The sequence below is a fragment of the Burkholderia pseudomultivorans genome (genome assembly GCF_902499075.1).
GTDB classification, from domain to species: Bacteria; Pseudomonadota; Gammaproteobacteria; order Burkholderiales; family Burkholderiaceae; genus Burkholderia; species Burkholderia pseudomultivorans.
The window spans coordinates 37,307-54,280 of record NZ_CABVPP010000004.1 but is presented as its reverse complement, the minus strand read 5'-3'; the positions used below and the strand labels follow the sequence as shown (position 1 = coordinate 54,280).

General features: G+C 69.8%; 15 protein-coding genes and 1 pseudogene. 7 read left to right on the top strand and 9 right to left on the bottom strand.

The annotated features are described in order from the left end of the window. Positions 1–17: 17 nt before the first annotated feature. From BST28156_RS04860 to BST28156_RS04840, 5 genes and pseudogenes are all read left to right on the top strand, one after another. Positions 18–1,409, top strand: coding sequence for an APC family permease (locus BST28156_RS04860; protein ID WP_012218343.1), 1,392 nt, complete (start codon positions 18–20; stop codon positions 1,407–1,409). Positions 1,410–1,452: 43 nt separating this feature from the next. Further along, on the top strand, positions 1,453–2,841 hold the full coding sequence (locus BST28156_RS04855) for an aspartate aminotransferase family protein (RefSeq protein WP_012218342.1): 1,389 nt from the start codon (positions 1,453–1,455) through the stop codon (positions 2,839–2,841). Positions 2,842–2,878: 37 nt separating this feature from the next. Continuing rightward, complete coding sequence (locus BST28156_RS04850; RefSeq protein ID WP_012218341.1) at positions 2,879–4,303, top strand: aldehyde dehydrogenase family protein; 1,425 nt, start codon at positions 2,879–2,881, stop codon at positions 4,301–4,303. A 141-nt stretch (positions 4,304–4,444) separates the two neighbouring features. After that, positions 4,445–5,934 (top strand): annotated as a pseudogene (locus BST28156_RS04845) (M81 family metallopeptidase). A gap of 132 nt (positions 5,935–6,066) precedes the next feature. Then, positions 6,067–7,254, top strand: coding sequence for a beta-propeller fold lactonase family protein (locus BST28156_RS04840; protein ID WP_012218338.1), 1,188 nt, complete (start codon positions 6,067–6,069; stop codon positions 7,252–7,254). Positions 7,255–7,319: 65 nt separating this feature from the next. Here the strand turns inward: BST28156_RS04840 and BST28156_RS34955 are convergent, their stop codons facing one another. Beyond that, the gene (locus tag BST28156_RS34955; RefSeq protein ID WP_006405345.1) at positions 7,320–7,454 is read right to left on the bottom strand and encodes a hypothetical protein; all 135 of its coding nucleotides are present in this window, start codon (positions 7,452–7,454) and stop codon (positions 7,320–7,322) included. A 355-nt stretch (positions 7,455–7,809) separates the two neighbouring features. On the opposite strand from BST28156_RS34955, the gene BST28156_RS04835 reads away from it, so the two are divergent. Both BST28156_RS04835 and ampC read left to right on the top strand, forming a co-directional pair. Beyond that, a complete protein-coding gene (locus tag BST28156_RS04835; RefSeq protein ID WP_012464841.1) occupies positions 7,810–8,253 on the top strand; it encodes a hypothetical protein in 444 nt (147 codons plus the stop codon). Positions 8,254–8,495: 242 nt separating this feature from the next. Then, positions 8,496–9,665: a class C beta-lactamase gene (gene ampC, locus BST28156_RS04830; protein WP_174901652.1), complete on the top strand. Its 1,170-nt coding sequence runs from the start codon at positions 8,496–8,498 to the stop codon at positions 9,663–9,665. An 80-nt stretch (positions 9,666–9,745) separates the two neighbouring features. Here the strand turns inward: ampC and BST28156_RS04825 are convergent, their stop codons facing one another. Genes BST28156_RS04825 through BST28156_RS04790 form a run of 8 tightly spaced genes read right to left on the bottom strand, consistent with a single transcriptional unit; the run spans position 9,746 to position 16,974 of the window. Then, positions 9,746–10,102, bottom strand: coding sequence for a RidA family protein (locus tag BST28156_RS04825; RefSeq protein WP_006399142.1), 357 nt, complete (start codon positions 10,100–10,102; stop codon positions 9,746–9,748). Positions 10,103–10,143: 41 nt separating this feature from the next. Further along, positions 10,144–11,304 carry an NAD(P)/FAD-dependent oxidoreductase gene (locus BST28156_RS04820; protein ID WP_012218335.1) on the bottom strand — a complete coding sequence of 387 codons (1,161 nt, stop codon included), beginning with the start codon at positions 11,302–11,304 and terminating at the stop codon, positions 10,144–10,146. Position 11,305: 1 nt separating this feature from the next. After that, complete coding sequence (locus BST28156_RS04815; protein WP_012218334.1) at positions 11,306–12,712, bottom strand: FAD/NAD(P)-dependent oxidoreductase; 1,407 nt, start codon at positions 12,710–12,712, stop codon at positions 11,306–11,308. Beyond that, the gene (locus BST28156_RS04810) at positions 12,702–13,064 is read right to left on the bottom strand and encodes a (2Fe-2S)-binding protein (RefSeq protein WP_006399139.1); all 363 of its coding nucleotides are present in this window, start codon (positions 13,062–13,064) and stop codon (positions 12,702–12,704) included. The genes BST28156_RS04815 and BST28156_RS04810 overlap by 11 nt, the downstream gene beginning before the upstream one ends. A 16-nt stretch (positions 13,065–13,080) precedes the next feature. After that, positions 13,081–14,238, bottom strand: a complete 1,158-nt coding sequence (locus BST28156_RS04805; RefSeq protein ID WP_012218333.1) for an NAD(P)/FAD-dependent oxidoreductase — start codon at positions 14,236–14,238, stop codon at positions 13,081–13,083. Then, positions 14,235–15,032, bottom strand: a complete 798-nt coding sequence (locus BST28156_RS04800) for an ABC transporter permease (protein ID WP_012218332.1) — start codon at positions 15,030–15,032, stop codon at positions 14,235–14,237. Before BST28156_RS04800 ends, BST28156_RS04805 begins: the two co-directional genes overlap by 4 nt. Before the next feature lie 12 nt (positions 15,033–15,044). Beyond that, complete coding sequence (locus BST28156_RS04795) at positions 15,045–15,917, bottom strand: ABC transporter permease (protein ID WP_012218331.1); 873 nt, start codon at positions 15,915–15,917, stop codon at positions 15,045–15,047. Then, positions 15,904–16,974: an ABC transporter ATP-binding protein gene (locus tag BST28156_RS04790; protein WP_006399135.1), complete on the bottom strand. Its 1,071-nt coding sequence runs from the start codon at positions 16,972–16,974 to the stop codon at positions 15,904–15,906. Before BST28156_RS04790 ends, BST28156_RS04795 begins: the two co-directional genes overlap by 14 nt.

Below are 16,974 nucleotides of genomic sequence, written 5' to 3'. Positions count from 1 at the left end.
ATACACGTGAGGACAGCATGACAGACAGCACATCCGCTCGACGCGCGCCGCACGCCGCGTTCGACGATTCCGCCTCCGACGCCGACGCACGCGACGCCTTCGCGTCGCGGCACGCGCGTCCGCTCGGCCTGTTCACGCTCGTGATCTTCGGTCTCGCCTACATGCTGCCGATGACGGTGTTCACGACGTACGGCCTCGTCACGCGCGAGACGAACGGCCACCTCGTCGCCGCCTATGCGGTCACGCTGATCGCGATGCTGTTTACCGCGCGCAGCTACGGACATATGACGCGTCTGATGCCGAGCGCAGGCTCCGCGTACACGTTCGCGAGCCGCAATTTCGGCACGTCGGCCGGCTTCATGGTCGGCTGGGCGCTGCTGATGGATTACCTGTTCATCCCGATGATCAGCTATCTCGCGATTGGCATCTACATGAAGCAGATCGTCCCCGCGGTGCCGCCCGCCGTCTGGATCGTCGCGAGCATCGCATTCATCACGGCGCTGAACGTGATCGGCATCCGGCTCGTCAATCGCGTGAACCTGATCCTGATCGCGAGCCAGCTCGTGTTCATCGCCGTGTTTCTCGTTGCGGCCGCGCGCGCGGCGGGCGGCGACGCGCTGCCGACGACGATCGCGCTGCCCGTCACGGAGGACGCACACGCGATCTTCTCCGGCGCCGCGATTCTGTGCCTGTCGTTTCTCGGCTTCGACGCGGTGTCGACGCTGTCCGAGGAAACGCGCGAACCGCGGCGCACGGTGCCGCGCGCGATCCTGCTCTGCACGCTGGCGAGCGGCGTGCTGTTCATGCTGATCGCGTATGCGGGGCAGGCCGCGTTTCCGGACTGGCACGCGTTTCGCGATCTCGATTCGGCGAGTCTCGAGCTGATGCGGCATATCGGCGGCGGCGCGCTGTCCGCGTTTTTCGTCGCGGTCTACGTGGCCGGCTGCTTCGCGAGCGCGATGGCCGGGCAGGCGAGCGTCACGCGCGTGCTGTTCGCGATGGGACGCGATCGCGTGCTGCCCGAATGCGTATTCGGCCGTCTGCATGTCCGGCTGCGCACGCCGGTGCGCGCGACGCTCGCAGTGGGCGCCGTGTCGCTGTCGGCGTTGTTCATCACGCTCGATCTCGCGTCGACGATGATCAGCTTCGTTGCGCTCGTCGCGTTCGCGGTCGTGAACCTCTGCGTGATGCGCAGCTATCTGTCGCGGCCCGAACATCGCACGGCGGCCGGCTGGATCCGGTTCGGCGCGATGCCCGCGATCGGCTTCGCGCTCAACGTCTGGCTGTGGTCGGGGCTGTCGCGCCAGACGTTCTACGTCGGCATCGCGTGGCTCGCGCTCGGACTCGCGCAGCTCGTCTGGCTCACGCGCGGCTTCACGCGCCCCGCGCCGACGCTGACGATGAATTGAACGGCCGGTCGTCGCACCGGCACTGATAAGGAGGAACGAGGCAATGAACGTCAATCCCGATACCGATCTGCAGGCGCTCGCGAAGCGCCATCTGCTGATGCACTTCACACATGCCGACGCATACGGCGACGCGGCGCTGACCGTCTTCGACTGCGGCGAAGGATGCTGGCTCGTCGATCGCGACGGCAAGCGCTACTTCGATGCGCTGGCCGGGTTGTACTGCGTGCAGGTCGGCTACAGCCACGGCGCGGAGATCGGCGACGCGGTGCGCGAGCAGATGACGCGGCTGCCGTTCGCGACGAACTGGAGCTATGCGCACGAACCGGCGATCCGGCTCGCAGAGCGGCTCGCGACCTTGGCGCCGGAAGGGCTCAATCGCGTGTTCTTCACGTCGAGCGGATCGGAGTCGAACGAATCGGCGATCAAGCTCGTGCGCCAGTATCACCAGGCGCGCGGCGAACCGCAGCGGCGCAAGTTCATCGCGCGGCGCGTCGCGTATCACGGCACGTCGTTCGGCGCGCTCGCGCTGAACGGCATGACGGCGTTCCGCAAGCATTTCGAGCCGCTGATGTCGGGCGTGCGGCACGTCGGCAACACGAAGCGCTACGGCCGGCCGGTCGATGAGACCGAAGCGCAGTTCACGCGTCATCTGCTCGACGAGATCGAGTCGCTGATCGTGCAGGAGGGGCCGGACACGGTCGCGGCGATCGTCGTCGAACCGCTGCAGAACGCGGGCGGCAGCCTGACGCCGCCGGCCGGCTACACGGCCGGGCTGCGTGAGATCTGCGACCGGCACGGCGTGCTGCTCGTCGCGGACGAAGTGATCTGCGGGTTCGGCCGCGTCGGCGAGTATTTCGGCTCGACGCGCTACGGGTTGAAACCGGACATCATCACGTTCGCGAAAGGAATCGCATCGGGCTATGTGCCGCTCGGCGGCGTGATCGCGAGCGACGCGGTGGTCGATGCGGTACTCGCAGGCCCGCAGCAGATGTTTCTGCACGGCGCGACCTACGGCGGCCATCCGGTTGCCTGCGCGGCCGCGCTCGCGAATCTCGCGATCATCGAGCGCGAGCGCGTGTTCGACAACGTGCGCGACAACGCCGCGTATTTCCGCGCGACGCTCGATGCGCTGCTCGAGCTGCCTTGCGTCGGCGACGTGCGCGGCGACGGCTATCACTATTCGCTCGAACTCGTGACCGACAAGCAGGCACGCCGCTGGACCGGCAGCATCGACGCACGGACCTTCGTGTCGACCGTGCTCGCGCCGGCGATCTTCGATGCGGGGCTGCTGTGCCGCGCCGGCGTCGATCACGAAGGCACGCCGATCGTGCAGTTCTCGCCGCCGCTCGTGATGACGCGCGACGAGATCGCATGGTTCGTCGCGCAGATTCGCGACATCGTCGCCGACGCGTATGCGCGCGCGACGCGCTGAGCGCCCGTGCCGCGCGCCAAACCCACAGGAGCATTCGATGCGTACGTCCCGACAAACCTACATCGCCGGACAATGGCTCGACCCGGCGGACGAACAATCGATCGACGTGATCGATCCGGCCACGGCGCGGCCGTATGCGCGGCTCGGCATCGGCGGCATGACCGAGGTCGACCGCGCGGTCGCCGCCGCAAAGCAGGCATTCGATGCGTATGCGCGCTGGCCGGTCGACGCGCGCGTTGCGCTGCTGTCGCGCGTGCTCGACATTTACCGGCGCCGCTACGACGAGGTCGCGCAGACGATCAGTCAGGAAATGGGCGCCCCGATCGCGTTCGCGCGTGCGATGCAGGCCGCGGTCGGCACCGCGCACCTCGAGCAGACGATCCGCGCGCTGCAGTCGTTCCGCTTTGCGACGCAGACCGATTCGCTGCTCGTCTCGCACGAGCCGATCGGCGTTTGCGCGCTGATCACGCCGTGGAATTGGCCGATCAACCAGATCGTCTGCAAGGTGGCGCCTGCGCTTGCGGCCGGCTGCACGATGGTGCTGAAGCCGAGCGAGATCGCGCCGTTCAGCGCGATCCTGTTCGCGGAGATCCTCGACGAAGCCGGCGTGCCGCCCGGCGTGTTCAACCTCGTGCATGGCTACGGGCAGGTCGTCGGCGATGCGCTCGCGCGGCATCCGGACGTCGACATGGTGTCGTTCACGGGCTCGACGCGCGCAGGCATCGAGGTCGCGAAGGCCGCGGCCGATACCGTCAAGCGCGTGCATCAGGAACTCGGCAGCAAGAGCCCGAACCTGATCCTGCCCGACGCGGACATTGCCGACGCGGTCGCGCGCGGCGTGCGCAGCTGCTTCAGCAACAGCGGCCAGTCGTGCAATGCACCGACGCGCATGCTCGTGCACGTCGATCAACTGGCCGAAGCCGAAGCGGCAGCGCGCGACGAGGCGCGCCGCACGATCGTCGGCGATCCGCGTTCGCCCGAGACGACGATCGGGCCGGTCGTGAGCCGCACGCAGTTCGAGCGGATCCAGCAGTTCATCGGGCTCGGCATCGACGAAGGCGCGACGCTGATCGCCGGTGGCCCCGGCCGGCCGGAGGGGCTCGGCGACGGGTTTTACGTGCGGCCGACGGTATTCTCGAACGTGACGCCCGACATGACGATCGCGCGCGAGGAAATCTTCGGGCCCGTGCTGTCGATCATGACGTACCGGACCGAGGACGAGGCGATCGCGCTCGCGAACGATTCGGTGTACGGGCTCGCCGCCTACGTGCAGTCGAAGGATCTCGAGCGCGCGCGGCGCGTGGCCGCGCGATTGCGCGTCGGCAACGTGCACATCAACTATCCGCCGTGGAATCCGGCCGCGCCGTTCGGCGGGTACAAGCGATCGGGCAACGGGCGCGAGTATGCGGAATTCGGCCTCGCCGAATATCTGGAAACGAAGGGCACGACGGGCTACGCTTGAGCGGCATGTCGATCCGCGCACGCCGGGCGGCGTTCTATCGATGCGGATCGCCATGACGATGCCGCGCGCGGCCGGTCGCCGCGCAACGAAACCGACCGTCGCGCGCGCACCGGCCGCACGCGACAAGGAGGACGCGACACGATGAAGATCCTGATCGCCCGGATGAATCACGAGACGAACACGTTTTTGCCGGTGCCGACGCCGCTCGCGGCCTTCGGCCGCGACGGCCCCGACTGGGGCGACGACGCGGCGCGCGCGAACCGCGGCATGCGCACGGCGATGGCCGCGTTTCTCGACGCCGCCGCGCGCGAGCGCGCCGACGTCGTCACGCCGGTGTCGGCCGCCGCCAATCCGAGCGGCCCCGTCTCGGCCGACGCGTATGCGGCGATCTGCGAGGCGATCGTCGCAGCCGCGCCCGGCTGCGACGCGGTGATGCTCGATCTGCACGGCGCGATGGTCGCCGAGCAGAGCGCGGACGGCGAGGCGATCTGCTCGAACGCGTGCGCGCGGCGCTGCCCGACGCGCCGATCGCGGTCGCGCTCGATCTGCATGCGAACGTCACGCAGAAGATGATCGATCATGCGGACGTGATCGTCAGCTTCAAGACCTATCCGCACGTCGACATGTACGAGACGGGCGAGCATGGGGCGCGCCTGCTGTTCGACCGGCTGCACGGCCGCGCACGGCCGGTGCTCGCGTGGCGCCAGCCGCCGCTGATGACGTCGACGCTGCGCAGCGCGAGCGCCGAAGGCGCGATGCGGCGTGCGGTGGAGGCCGCGCGCGCGGCGGAAGCGGACGGCATGCTCGCCGTGTCGGTGCTGCCCGGCTTCTCGCTCGCCGATATTCCGGCGCCATGCATCAGCGTTGTCGTGGTCGGCGACGGCGACCGCGCCGCGGCCGACGCAGTGGCCGCACGCATCGCGCGGCAGATCTGGGAGGCGCGCGACGAATTCGTGTATCGCAGCGCGCCGCTCGCGGAATCGGTCGCCCAGGCGGCGGCGCTCGCGCGCGATTCGGAGCCGCCGGTGCTGATGCTCGATCACGGCGACAACTGCATGTCGGGCGGCCCGTGCGACACGATGGACGTGCTCGAGGAAGCGCTCGCGCAGCGGCTCGACGGCATCGTCAGCGGCCCGCTGTGCGACCCGGACGCCGTCGCGCAGCTGATCGCCGCCGGCGTCGGTGCGACGGTCACGGTGCCGGTCGGCAACAAGCGGCCGTCGCATGGCGGCGTGCAGCGTGAGCCGTTCGTCGCGACCGGCATCGTGCGCGCGCTGACCGACGGCGAATACGTGATCACGGGGCCGACGTATACGGGCCAGCGCGCGTACATGGGGCGCACGGCCGTGCTCGACATCGGCGCGGCCACGCTTGTGATCGCGGAGCGCACGCAGGAGCCGTGGGATCTCGGCGTATTCGAGAGCGTCGGGATCGACCCGCGTCGCGCGCGATTCCTGCTGCTGAAGTCGCGGATGTACTGCCGGCCGGTGTTCGTGCCGATCGCCGCCGCGCTCGTCGAATGCGACAGCCGCGGCGTGACGAGCTCCGACTACGCGCTGTTCCGCTACGCGCGGCTCGCCCGGCCCGTCTATCCGCTCGACGCGATCGATCGATGGGCGCCCGCCGCGTAAGCGGCATGCGCGCGCGGTGACGTGCCGAACGCCGGCGTCGCGCCGTTTCGTGCATCATGCGAAGGCGCGACCCGCGATGGCGCCGGGTCGCGCGTTTCCTGCATCCGCACCGACCCGGAGAACCGACCGCTCATGCCTACGCATTCCTTCCGCCTGCGCCGCACGCGCGCACTCGTCGCGCTCGCGCTGGCCTCCGCTACCGTCGCCGTGCATGCCGCCGACTGGATCGTGTCCGGCAACGACGGCAAGTATCAGCGCGTCGAAGGCCGCGACACGTATCTGCCGTCGCCGCCCGCCGACACGCTGACGCTGCTCGACGCAAGCTCGTTTCCGCCGAAGGTCGCGCAGACCGTCGACGTCGAAAACGGCATTCAGGGGCCGCCGCAGGCCGTCGCGATCGCGCCCGACGCGAAGCTCGCGCTCGTCGGCGCGCCGACGCGCTACGACACGGCCGCCAAGCAGCTCGTGTACGACACGTTCGTGCAGGTCGTGAATCTCGGCGCGTCGCCGCCGAGCATCGCGCGGATCGAGCTCGGTACGCATCCGCAAGGGATCGCGATCGATCGCTCGGGCCGGCTCGCGCTCGTCGCGAACGTCGACGGCAGCGTATCGATCCTGCGCATCGACGGCACGCAGGTCACGCTCGACGGCAATCTGAAGATCGGTAAAAAGCGGCTGGCCGGCATCAGCTTCACGCACGACGGCAAGCATGCGCTCGTGTCGCTGCGCGACGAGCAGGGCATTGCGGTGCTGAACGTCGACGACGGCAAGGTGACCGACAGCGGGGCACGTTTGAGCACGGGCGTCGCGCCGTATACGATCGACGTGTCGAGCGACGGCCGCTGGGCCGTCGTCAGCAACGTCGGGCTCGCGGGGCTGCCCGGCTATACGGGTACGCTCGCCGGCGATGCGGATACGATCGCGCTGATCGACGTGTCGCGCGTGCCGTTCCGCACCGTCCAGTATCTGACCGTCCCGTCGCTGCCAGAAGGCGTCGCGATTTCGCCGGACGGCAAGTGGATCGCCGTGCAGGCGATGGACGGGTCGAACCTGACCGCCGACAATCCGGGCCGGCACAAGCGCGGCAAGGTGCTGCTGTTCGAAATCCGCGACGGCCGTGCCGTGCAGACGAGCGAAGTGCCGGGCGGCGAGGCGTCGCAAGGCATCGTGTTCACCGCGGACAGCCGGCACGTGATCGTGCAGTTCAACGTCGAGCGGCAGCTCGCGCTCTATGCGGTCGAGGGCGGCAAGCTGCGCGATACGGGCCAGCGGATCGCGCTGTCGGGCGGGCCGTCGTCGCTGCGGAGGCTGCCGCGCTGACGCACGCGCGTGTCGCGCGACGCGGTGCGCAGGCCGATGTGCGCGGCATGCGCCCGCTATGTCGATCACGGACGCAGCAGATCGAATCCGCCGAACACGACGACTCCGCTGAGCGCGATCATCGCGACCGAATGCTGGCCGAAATACAGAATCGCGGCCGCAAGCCACGTCGTGATGCAGAAGGCGCCGATGCGGGCCATCGTGGGTTCCTCGAATCGAGAAGCGGTCGAACGGGCGATCGCCGGCGCCGGACCTGCGGCTTGGTGCGTTGCTCGAATCGGCGGACGACGCGGGGATGAACAACGGGCGATCGGTGCGGTCGCGGTGACGGCGCGCGTTGCGCGGCACGATCGACGTGCGGCGCGCGGGCGGCCGGCGAAAAGCGCGATTTTACCAGCGTCGTCGCGGTGCTCATCCGGCCCTTCGATGCGGAATTCGCGTGGCCCGTCTGCCGCGGCCGGGTCCTCAAGTTTCGTGTGACGAATGCCGTCAACCGGTTGTAAGCCACGCAGGGCTCAACCGATACGACCCGTTCATTCATTCCGGACCGACACGATGCAGATCGATCTTTCCGCGACCCATGCGTCTGCGTTGCCCGCCGCCGGCGGCGCCGCGGACGCGGCCGTGCCTGCCTCATCGACCGCGCCTGCCGATGCTTCGTCGGCGGCCGGCGCGTCGGGCGACACGACGTCCGCCGGCGCAACGCCGACGGGACCGACGCTCGGCGCGGCCGGCAGCGATGCCGACAACCCGGCCGTCAAGCAACTGAAGCAGCTGATCGAGCGCTTGCAGAAGCAGCTCGCGCAGTTGCAGCAGCAGATCGCGCGCGCCGCGCAACGCGCGAAGACCGACCCGGCCGCAGCCGTCGAACAGCAGGCGCTGAGCGCGGAAGCGAGCGCGGTGTCGGCCGCGCTGTCCGCGGCGATCGGGCAGCTTGCGCAGGCGCTGCAGCAGTCGGGCGCATCGGCGGCCGGCGCGCTCGTATCGACGCAGGCATGACAGGCCGCCGCGCGGCGCAACGCGCACGCAGGCGCGTTCGCGCGTTGCCCGCCCATTAGTTTTTCTTTCTGCTCGCGCAACATATCGTCGATTGTCGGCACGCGGCCGGCAGCGGATAGTCCAGCATCGGCAACCGGCCGGCGCGCCATGTCGCGTTGCCTGTCCGTCGCCGTCGCCGTTGCGGCTCGCGGCCGCGCGCGCCGAAGCTGTTCGTTCCACTGTCCGACAGGAACCCGAAAACCATGCGAATCACCGTCACACGTGTCGTCGCGACGCTGCTCGTCGCGACCGCCGCAATCGCCACGACCGGCCGCGCGGCCGAACTCACGCAGGCGCATATCCGACAGATCGTCACGCAGCAGGTCGCGCCCGCGATGAAGCAGTACGCGATTCCCGGCGTCGCGATCGGCGTGATCGTCGACGGCAAGCGCTATGTGTTCGACTACGGCGTGATGTCGAAGGACACCGGCAAGCCGGTGACGGCCGACACGCTGTTCGAGATCGGCTCGGTCAGCAAGACGCTGACCGCGACGCTCGCGGCCGACGCGCAGGAGGGCGGCGAGCTGTCGCTGTCCGATCCCGTCGCGCGCTACGTGCCGGCGCTGAACGGCAAGCCGGCCGGCGCGCTGACGCTGCTCGAACTCGGCACGCATACGGCCGGCGGCCTGCCGCAGCACGTGCCGGACGCGATTCACGACGACGCGACGCTGATCGGCTATTTCGACGCGTGGCGTCCGGCATCGGTGCCGGGCACGCAGCGCGTGTACTCGAACGTCGGCATCGGCACGCTCGGGTGGATCACCGCGAAGGCGATGAAGCGCGACTTCGCCGAGCTGATGGAACGACGGTTGTTTCCGGCGCTCGGCATGACGCACACATATATCGACGTGCCGGACGCGCGCCGCGCCGATTACGCGCAGGGCTATACGACCGACGGCACGCCGATCCGGATGAAGCCGGGCGGGCTGTGGCAGCCGGCGTACGGCGTGCGCACGACGGCCACCGATCTGCTGCGCTTCGTGCAGGCAAACATGGGCGGAATCGACATCGCGCCGCGGCTGCAGCGCGCGATCGAACGGACGCACACCGGCTACTTCCGGGCCGGTCCGCTGACGCAGGATTTGATCTGGGAGCAGTATCCGTATCCGGTCGCGCTGCCGACGCTGCTCGAAGGCAACGCGTCGAAGATGCTATCGGACGCAGTGCCGGCCGTTGCGCTGACGCCGCCGCTCGCGCCGCAGCGCAACGTCTGGATCAACAAGACCGGGTCGACCAACGGTTTCAGCACGTATGTCGCGTTCGTGCCGGCGAAGCGGATCGGCTTCGTGATGCTCGCCAATCGCCGTGTGCCGAACGAAGTCCGCGTCGAGATCGCGTACCGGATACTGGCGTCGCTCGGCGGCGCACGCTAGCGCTCGTTGCATGAACGCGCACGCACCCGCAGGTGCACGCGCGTGCTGCTGCGCGCCCGCCATGCCGCCGAACGCAGCACTCAGCGCTGCGCGGCGACGACGGCGATCTCGACCAGCAGATGCGGCGCCGCGAGCTTCGCCTCGACGGTCGCGCGCGCCGGTGCGTGACCGGCCGGCACCCACGCATCCCACACCTCGTTCATGCCGGCGAAATCGCGCGCGATGTCGGCGAGCCACACCTGCGCGGACACGAGCCGCGTCTTGTCGATGCCGGCCTGTTCGAGAAAGCCGTCGATCTTCTCGAGCACTTTCGCGGTCTGCACCTTGACGTCGGGCGACGGATCGGCGGACGTCTGGCCGCCGATGAAGACGAGGCCGGCGGCCTTGACGACGCGGCTCATGCGCGCATTGGTTTCGATGCGAACGATTTCGGACATGATGACAAACGCTCCTTCGCCATGACGGCAGGTGGAAAGATTCAGTGAGTCGCAGGCGCCGCGCCACGTGCGCGCGCGAAGCGATCGATCGCGAATGCGTCGAGCGGCACGGACGGCGTGCCGTCGAGCATCAGCTCGGCGACGACCTGCCCGCAGCCGGGGCCGAGCTGGAAGCCGCTGCCGCAATAGCCGAACGAGTAGTAGAGATCGTCGGCCGTGCGGCTCGCGGAGATCACCGGTAGCGCATCGTCGGTGAATGCCTCGACACCGGCCCACGCGCGGTTGATGCCGAGATCGCGCAGATGCGGAAACAGATCGACGACGGTGCGCGCGCTGCGCGCGAGCCGCATGAAGTCGACTTCGCCGTGCCGCGCCTGCAGATCCGCATGGCCGATCAGCTTGCCGCCGATCACGACCGTGCCGTTGTCGAACTGCTTGAACGACAGCGGCCGCCCGGTCGCCCCGAGCGTCGCGCGGCAAAACGGCGCGACGCGCTGCGTGACCATCAGCATCAGTCCTTCCGCATGCAGCGGCACCGGTTCGCCGGCCGCGCGCGCGAACTCGCCCGACCACGCACCGGCCGCAATCAGCAGTTTGCGGGCCGCGAACGCGCCGCGCGGCGACTGCGCGATCCAGCGCGTGCCGCGCCGCTCGAGATGCGTGACCGGCGTGCGTTCGTGAAAGCGCGCGCCGTGTCGCTGCGCGGCGATCCGGAACGCGGCGGTCGTGCGAAACGGCAGCGCGTAGCCGTCGTGCTCGACCCAGATGCCGCCCGTCACGTGCGGCGCGAGCGCGGGCTCGAGTTCGCGCACGCGCGCGCGGTCGATCAGCGTTTCGTGCGTGTAGCCGTGCGCTTCGAGCAGCGCGACGCGCGCACCGCATTCGTCGAGCTCCGCCTCGGTTTCGGCGATCTTCAGCTGGCCGGACGGCACGAACCCGCCCGTATCGCCGATCAGATCCGGCAGCGTGTGCCACAGCTCGCGCGACAGCAACGCAAGCGGAATCTCGTCGAGCGGCCGGCCCAGCGTGCGCACGCCGCCGGCGTTGACGCCCGACGCATGGCGCGCGACGTAGTCGGCCTCGAGCACGATCACGCGCGCGCCGCGCCGCGCAAGATGCCACGCGCTGCTCGTGCCGTGCAGGCCGCCGCCGATCACGATCGCATCGGCTTCGTCGCGTATCGCCTCGTGTGTGCCGGTCATGTCACTCACCGGCCAGTTCGCCGAGCGTGATCGGCTTGATCGGCGGCCGGATCCGGTAGTAGCCGACCGTGTCGGGCGCGACGCGGCGCGCATCGGCGATCACCTCGGTGACGGTCAGCCCGCACAGGCGTCCCTGGCACGGTCCCATTCCGCAGCGGCCGAACGATTTCGCCTGGTTCGGGCCGACGCAGCCGAGCGCGACGAAGCCGCGCAGCTCGCCGGCCGTCACTTCCTCGCAGCGGCAGACGATCGTGTCGTCGGCAGGAATGCGGTTCGCGTCGCGCGGCCGGTACAGGCTGTCGAGGAACGGCCGAATCCGCAGCGCGCGGGCCAGCGCGTTCCGATGCGCGCCCGCTTCGCGATCGCGCGCGGCCTCGTCGAGCGCACCGAGCTGCGCGGCCACCGCGAGCGCAGCGAGCGTGCCCTGTTGCGCCGCGGCCTGTGCGCCGCCGATTCCGGCGCCGTCGCCGGCGACGAAGATGCCCGGCACGTCGAGTTCGCCCCACGCGTCGACCTGCGGCGTAAAGCAGAGCTGCGCGTCGTCCCAGCGGTGCGCGGCGCGCAGCGCATGCGTGAACTGCGTGTTCGGAACGACGCCCTGATGCAGCAGGATCACGTCCGCGTCGATGCGGTGCGCGCGGCCCTGCGCCGTAAACGTCAGGGCGGCGGCGCGCGGCTGGCCGTCGTCGCCTGCGCGGCTCACGATCGCGAGATCGTCCGCGCCTTCATGGATCGGCACGTTCGCGTCGCGCAGCGCGCGCATCATCTGCAGCCCCTTGCCGAGGAACGGCCACGCGCGCAGCGCCGCGAACAGATGCTTTTTCGCGCGCCAGCGATCGGCGGGCCGCGTGGTGTCGACGAGCGCGCGAATCGGCACGCCGGCGCGCAGATACTGCCAGCCGAGCAGATAGAGCAGCGGCCCGCAGCCGGCCAGCACGGGCGGCGTCGACGGCACTTCGCCCGCGCTCTTCAGCAGGATCTGCGCGGCGCCCGCGCTCAGCACGCCGGGCAGCGTCCAGCCCGGAATCGGAAACGGCCGCTCGAGCGCGCCGGTGGCGAGAATCACACGGCGCGCGTCGAAGCAGCCGACCTTGCCGTCGCGCAGATAGTGCACCTGCCGCTCGCGCGTGACCTGCCAGACCGTCGTGCGCGTCAGGTGACGGGCGCCCGAGCGCGCAAATGCGTCGGCGAGCGCGGCGCCGGCCGCGTAGTCGGGGCCGAGGATCTCGCGGCGGCGTGCGTCCGCGCGCTCGATCGCGCGATAGATCTGGCCGCCGACGGCATCCTGCTCGTCGAGCAGCACGACCGACAGCCCCGCGCGCGCTGCGCGCGTGGCGGCGCCGAGGCCGGCGGGGCCGGCGCCGACCACGACGACGTCGACGGTTTCCTGCATGAATTCAGCGGTCATCGGCGTTCTCCAGTGACGCGGCGGCAAGCGCGGATTCGGGCGGCAGGTCGCGCGCGCCTTCCTGCGTGCGCACGCACATGCCGTCGCGCACGTCGACCATGCAGCTCTGGCGCGCGGGCACGCCGTCGATTTCGACGAGACATTCGAAGCACGCGCCCATCATGCAGTAGGGCGCGCGCGGCGCATGCGACACGGGCGTCGCGCGAAAGCGCCGTACGCCGGCCGCGAGCAGCGCGGCAGCGACGCTGACGCCGGCCGGCACGCGCAGCGGCGCATCGTTGAAGCGGATCTCGACGGTCGCCGCGGCGGCATCGAGCGGCTTGAACAGGGACGAACTCGGGTGGGCAGTCATGGGCGGGCGGACAAAGTCAGTAAGCGGGAGCAGGCCGGGCGGCAGCGGCGATCGTGTCGGGCGCGTCCGGAAAGCGCCGCGCGGACAGCGCGGGCAACTCGTCGGGCATCGGCGCGCCGACGATCCACGGCGCGATGCGCATCGCATGCGCGGCCGCGAGCGTGACGCCGCTGTGGCAGGTGACGACGAACGCGCCCGGATGCTGCGGCGATTCGTCGTAGATCGGAAAGCCGTCGGGGCTGTACACGCGCAGCGCGGCCCACATCCGCACGAGCCGCACGTGCTGCAGCATCGGGAATGCGCGCACGCCGCGCCGCGCGATGTCGGCGAGCACGGGCGTCGTGGTCAGGTCGTCGAAGCCGACTTCCTCCATCGAGTCGCCGAACTGCACGGTGCCTTCGTCGGTCTGCCGCACGTTGATGGTCGGATAGCGGAGAAACGGTGCGACGCGTTCGCTGACGAGCACCTGCCCGCGATTCGGTGCGACCGGCGCATGGAGCCCGACCTGCGGCGCGAGCGTGCGATTGCCGAGGCCGGCCGCGAGCACGAGGCGGCCGGTGCGGAACGTGCCGGCCGCGCTGTCGGCGACGAAGCCGGCGCCTTCGGCGCGCACCTGCTGCACGCGCGCGCCGGACACGAGGCGCACGCCGCGATGCTGCATCGACGCGTGCAGCGCGCGCAGCAGCTTCAGCGGATTCACGTGGCCGTCCATCGGCGTGTAGCTCGCGCCGACGACCGCGGGGCCGATGCCCGGCAAGCGCTCGCGCAGCTCGCGATGATCGAGCAGCTCGAACGGATAATCGCCGAGCGCGGTCTGCAGCGTCGCGAGACGCGTGCGGCGCTCCGCGAGCTCGTCGTCGGAGAAGCAGAGATGAAAGCCGCCCGGCTGGCGCAGTGCGACGTCGACGCCGCTGTCCTCGAGCAGGCTCGCGGCGAGCTGCGGCCAGCGCACGGCCGAGCTGCGCGACCAGCTCGCGTAGGGCGTGCGGTCGTGGCCCTTGCCCTGAATCCAGACGAGGCCGAAATTGCCGCGCGACGCGCGAAAACCGCCGTCGTCCTCGTCGAGCACGGTCACGCGCGCGCCTTCGCGGGCGAGGCCGTACGCGACGGCCGTGCCGACGAGGCCGCCGCCGATCACGAGCACGTCGGGGCTCGCGGCTGCAGGTCGAATCATCGTGCTTCTCCGATCAGGATGCGATCGAGCCCGACCAGCCGGTCGAGCACGAGCATCAGCAGGACCGTGCCGACGATCAGCACCGCCGACACCGACGTGACGAGCGGATCGATCGTCTGCGCGATCTGGTTGTACATGGCGACGGGCAGCGTCGTCGTGCCCGGTGTCGCGACGAAAATCGTCATCGTGAGCTCGTCGAAGCTCTGGATGAACGACAGCACCCAGCCGCCCGCGACGCCGGTGCGGATCATCGGCAGCACGACGCGGCGAAACGCGGTGAAGCGGCTCGCGCCGCACGCCAGCGCCGCGCGCTCGGCATCGCGGTCGAGCCCGATCGCGGACGACAGCGCGAGCCGCAACGCATACGGCAGCACGATCACGACGTGCGCGGCGACGAGCGCCCAGAACGAGCCGCTCAGATGCAGCAGCGACAGGAAGCGCAGGAACGCGATGCCGAGCACGACCGCCGGAATCATCATCGGCGACAGGAAGAAGCTCGTCAGCGCGCCGCGTCCCGGGAAGCGGTAGCGCGCGATCGCAAGCGCGGCCGGCACCGCGAGCGCGACGCCGAGCGTCGCGGCGACGAGCGCGAGCCGCACCGACAGCCAGAACGCCGACACGATGTCGCCGTTGTCGGCGATCGCGCGAAACCAGCGCAGCGACGCGCCGTCGAACGGCATCGAGATATAGCCCTTGTCGGTGAACGCGACGAGCATCACGGCCGCGAGCGGCGCGACGATGAACGCGACGAACAGCGCATGGAAGGCGAGGGCGGCAAAACCGTTGCGTTGCATGGCGTCGCTCCGTCAGTCGAAGATGTGCTTGAAGCGGCGGTCCGCGAGCCGGCTGCAGCCCATCACGATCGCGACGTTCGCGATCAGCAGCAGTACCGCGATGCTCGCGCCGAGCGGCCAGTTCAGCGTGCCGAGGAATTCGTCGTATGCGGCCGTCGCGACGACTTTCAAGCGGCGGCCGCCGATCAGCGCGGGCGTCGCGAACGCCGATGCGGACAGCGCGAACACGATGATCGACCCCGACAGCACGCCGGGCAGGATCTGCGGCAGGATCACGCGGCGAAACACGCGCATCGGCGACGCGCCGAGCGACCGCCCGGCCCATTCGACCTGCGGGTCGAGCTTCTGCAGCGTCGCCCATACCGACATCACCATGAACGGCACCAGCACGTGCGTGAGCGCGACGATCGTGCCCGTCATCGTGAACACGAGGCGCACGGGCTCGTCGGTGATGTGCAGCGCCTGCAGCGCATCGTTGAGCACGCCGTTGTTGCCGAGCAGGATCTGCCAGCCGAGCGTGCGCACGACGACCGAGATCAGCAACGGGCCGAGCACGACGAGCAGGCAGATCGACTGCCACGGCTTGCGCATGCGCGCGAGCACGATCGTCTCCGGCACGCCGAGCACGATCGACAGCAGCGTGACGGCGGTCGCGAGGCCCGCGGTGCGCGCGAAGATCGTCAGATAGTAGGGATCGCGAACGACTTCGAGATAGTTCGCGACTGTCCAGCCCGGCTGCGTGCCCGCGATGTCGCTGAACGTATGGAACGACAGCACGAGCGTGAGCAGCAGCGGCGCGAGCAGCAGCGTCGCGAACAGCAGCAGCGCGGGCGCCGACAGCAGCCACGGCGCGGCGCCGCCGCGCGTATCGTCAAGCGTGGCCATGCGCGCCCTCCCGCGTCAGCATCCGCAGATCGTCGTCGGCCCACGCGAGGCCGACTTCGCTGCCTTCGTCCGGCGGCGGCGCGCCGGTGTTCGACTGCGTGACATGCAGCTTGCCGAGCGCCGTGTCGATCACGAGCAGCCACTGGTTGCCGACGAACACGCGCGTCGCGACGCGCCCGTGCAGCCGCGCGTCGCCGTTCGCGAGCCGCATCTTCTCCGGACGGATGTAGACGTTGACGGGGCCCGCGACGTCGCGCCCTTCGTGCGGCACATGCAGCGTCGTGCTCGCGACCGCGACTTCCGCGCAGCGCGGATTGCGGCGCAGCACTTCGCCTTCGAACGTGTTCGTGCGGCCGAGGAACACCGACGCGAACGGCGTGGCCGGCCGCTCGTACGCGTCGAACGGCGTGCTCAGCTGCGCGATGCGGCCGCGATGCATGACGGCGATGCGATCGCTCATCGTCATCGCCTCGACCTGATCGTGCGTGACGAGGATCGTCGTGATGCCGAGGCGCTTCTGGATCGCGCGCAGCTCGATGTGCATTTCCTCGCGCAGCTTCGCGTCGAGGTTCGACATCGGCTCGTCGAGCAGCAGCAGCTCGGGCCGCATCGCGATCGCACGCGCGATCGCCACGCGCTGCCGCTGGCCGCCCGACAGCTCCTTCGGGTAGCGCGCGTCGAGGCCGTCGAGCCGCACGAGTGCGAGCGCCTCGGCGATCCGCTCTTCGCGCTGCGCGCGCTTCATCTTGCGCATTTCGAGGCCGAAGCCGACGTTGCCGGCGACCGTCATGTGCGGAAACAGCGCGTAGCTCTGGAACACGACGCCGATGCCGCGCTTCTCCGGACGTTCGTGCGTGATGTCGCGGCCGTCGAGCGTCACGCGCCCGGCGGACGGCGCGACGAAACCCGCGATCATCTGCAGCGTGGTCGTCTTGCCGCAGCCCGACGGCCCGAGCAGCGACAGAAATTCGCCGCGCTCGACCGACAGGTCGAGCTGCTCGATCGCCGTGAAGTCGCCGTAGCGTTTCGAGACGTGTTGCAGGGTCAGAAAGCTCAT

Excerpts from the sequence above, each read along its gene's own strand:
- BST28156_RS04860 (WP_012218343.1), top strand. The coding sequence starts at position 18 with ATGACAGACAGCACATCCGCTCGACGCGCGCCGCACGCCGCGTTCGAC.
- BST28156_RS04855 (WP_012218342.1), top strand. The coding sequence starts at position 1,453 with ATGAACGTCAATCCCGATACCGATCTGCAGGCGCTCGCGAAGCGCCAT.
- BST28156_RS04850 (WP_012218341.1), top strand. The coding sequence starts at position 2,879 with ATGCGTACGTCCCGACAAACCTACATCGCCGGACAATGGCTCGACCCG.
- BST28156_RS04840 (WP_012218338.1), top strand. The coding sequence starts at position 6,067 with ATGCCTACGCATTCCTTCCGCCTGCGCCGCACGCGCGCACTCGTCGCG.
- BST28156_RS34955 (WP_006405345.1), bottom strand. The coding sequence starts at position 7,454 with ATGGCCCGCATCGGCGCCTTCTGCATCACGACGTGGCTTGCGGCCGCG.
- BST28156_RS04835 (WP_012464841.1), top strand. The coding sequence starts at position 7,810 with ATGCAGATCGATCTTTCCGCGACCCATGCGTCTGCGTTGCCCGCCGCC.
- ampC (WP_174901652.1), top strand. The coding sequence starts at position 8,496 with ATGCGAATCACCGTCACACGTGTCGTCGCGACGCTGCTCGTCGCGACC.
- BST28156_RS04825 (WP_006399142.1), bottom strand. The coding sequence starts at position 10,102 with ATGTCCGAAATCGTTCGCATCGAAACCAATGCGCGCATGAGCCGCGTC.
- BST28156_RS04820 (WP_012218335.1), bottom strand. The coding sequence starts at position 11,304 with ATGACCGGCACACACGAGGCGATACGCGACGAAGCCGATGCGATCGTG.
- BST28156_RS04815 (WP_012218334.1), bottom strand. The coding sequence starts at position 12,712 with ATGACCGCTGAATTCATGCAGGAAACCGTCGACGTCGTCGTGGTCGGC.
- BST28156_RS04810 (WP_006399139.1), bottom strand. The coding sequence starts at position 13,064 with ATGACTGCCCACCCGAGTTCGTCCCTGTTCAAGCCGCTCGATGCCGCC.
- BST28156_RS04805 (WP_012218333.1), bottom strand. The coding sequence starts at position 14,238 with ATGATTCGACCTGCAGCCGCGAGCCCCGACGTGCTCGTGATCGGCGGC.
- BST28156_RS04800 (WP_012218332.1), bottom strand. The coding sequence starts at position 15,032 with ATGCAACGCAACGGTTTTGCCGCCCTCGCCTTCCATGCGCTGTTCGTC.
- BST28156_RS04795 (WP_012218331.1), bottom strand. The coding sequence starts at position 15,917 with ATGGCCACGCTTGACGATACGCGCGGCGGCGCCGCGCCGTGGCTGCTG.
- BST28156_RS04790 (WP_006399135.1), bottom strand. The coding sequence starts at position 16,974 with ATGAGCTTTCTGACCCTGCAACACGTCTCGAAACGCTACGGCGACTTC.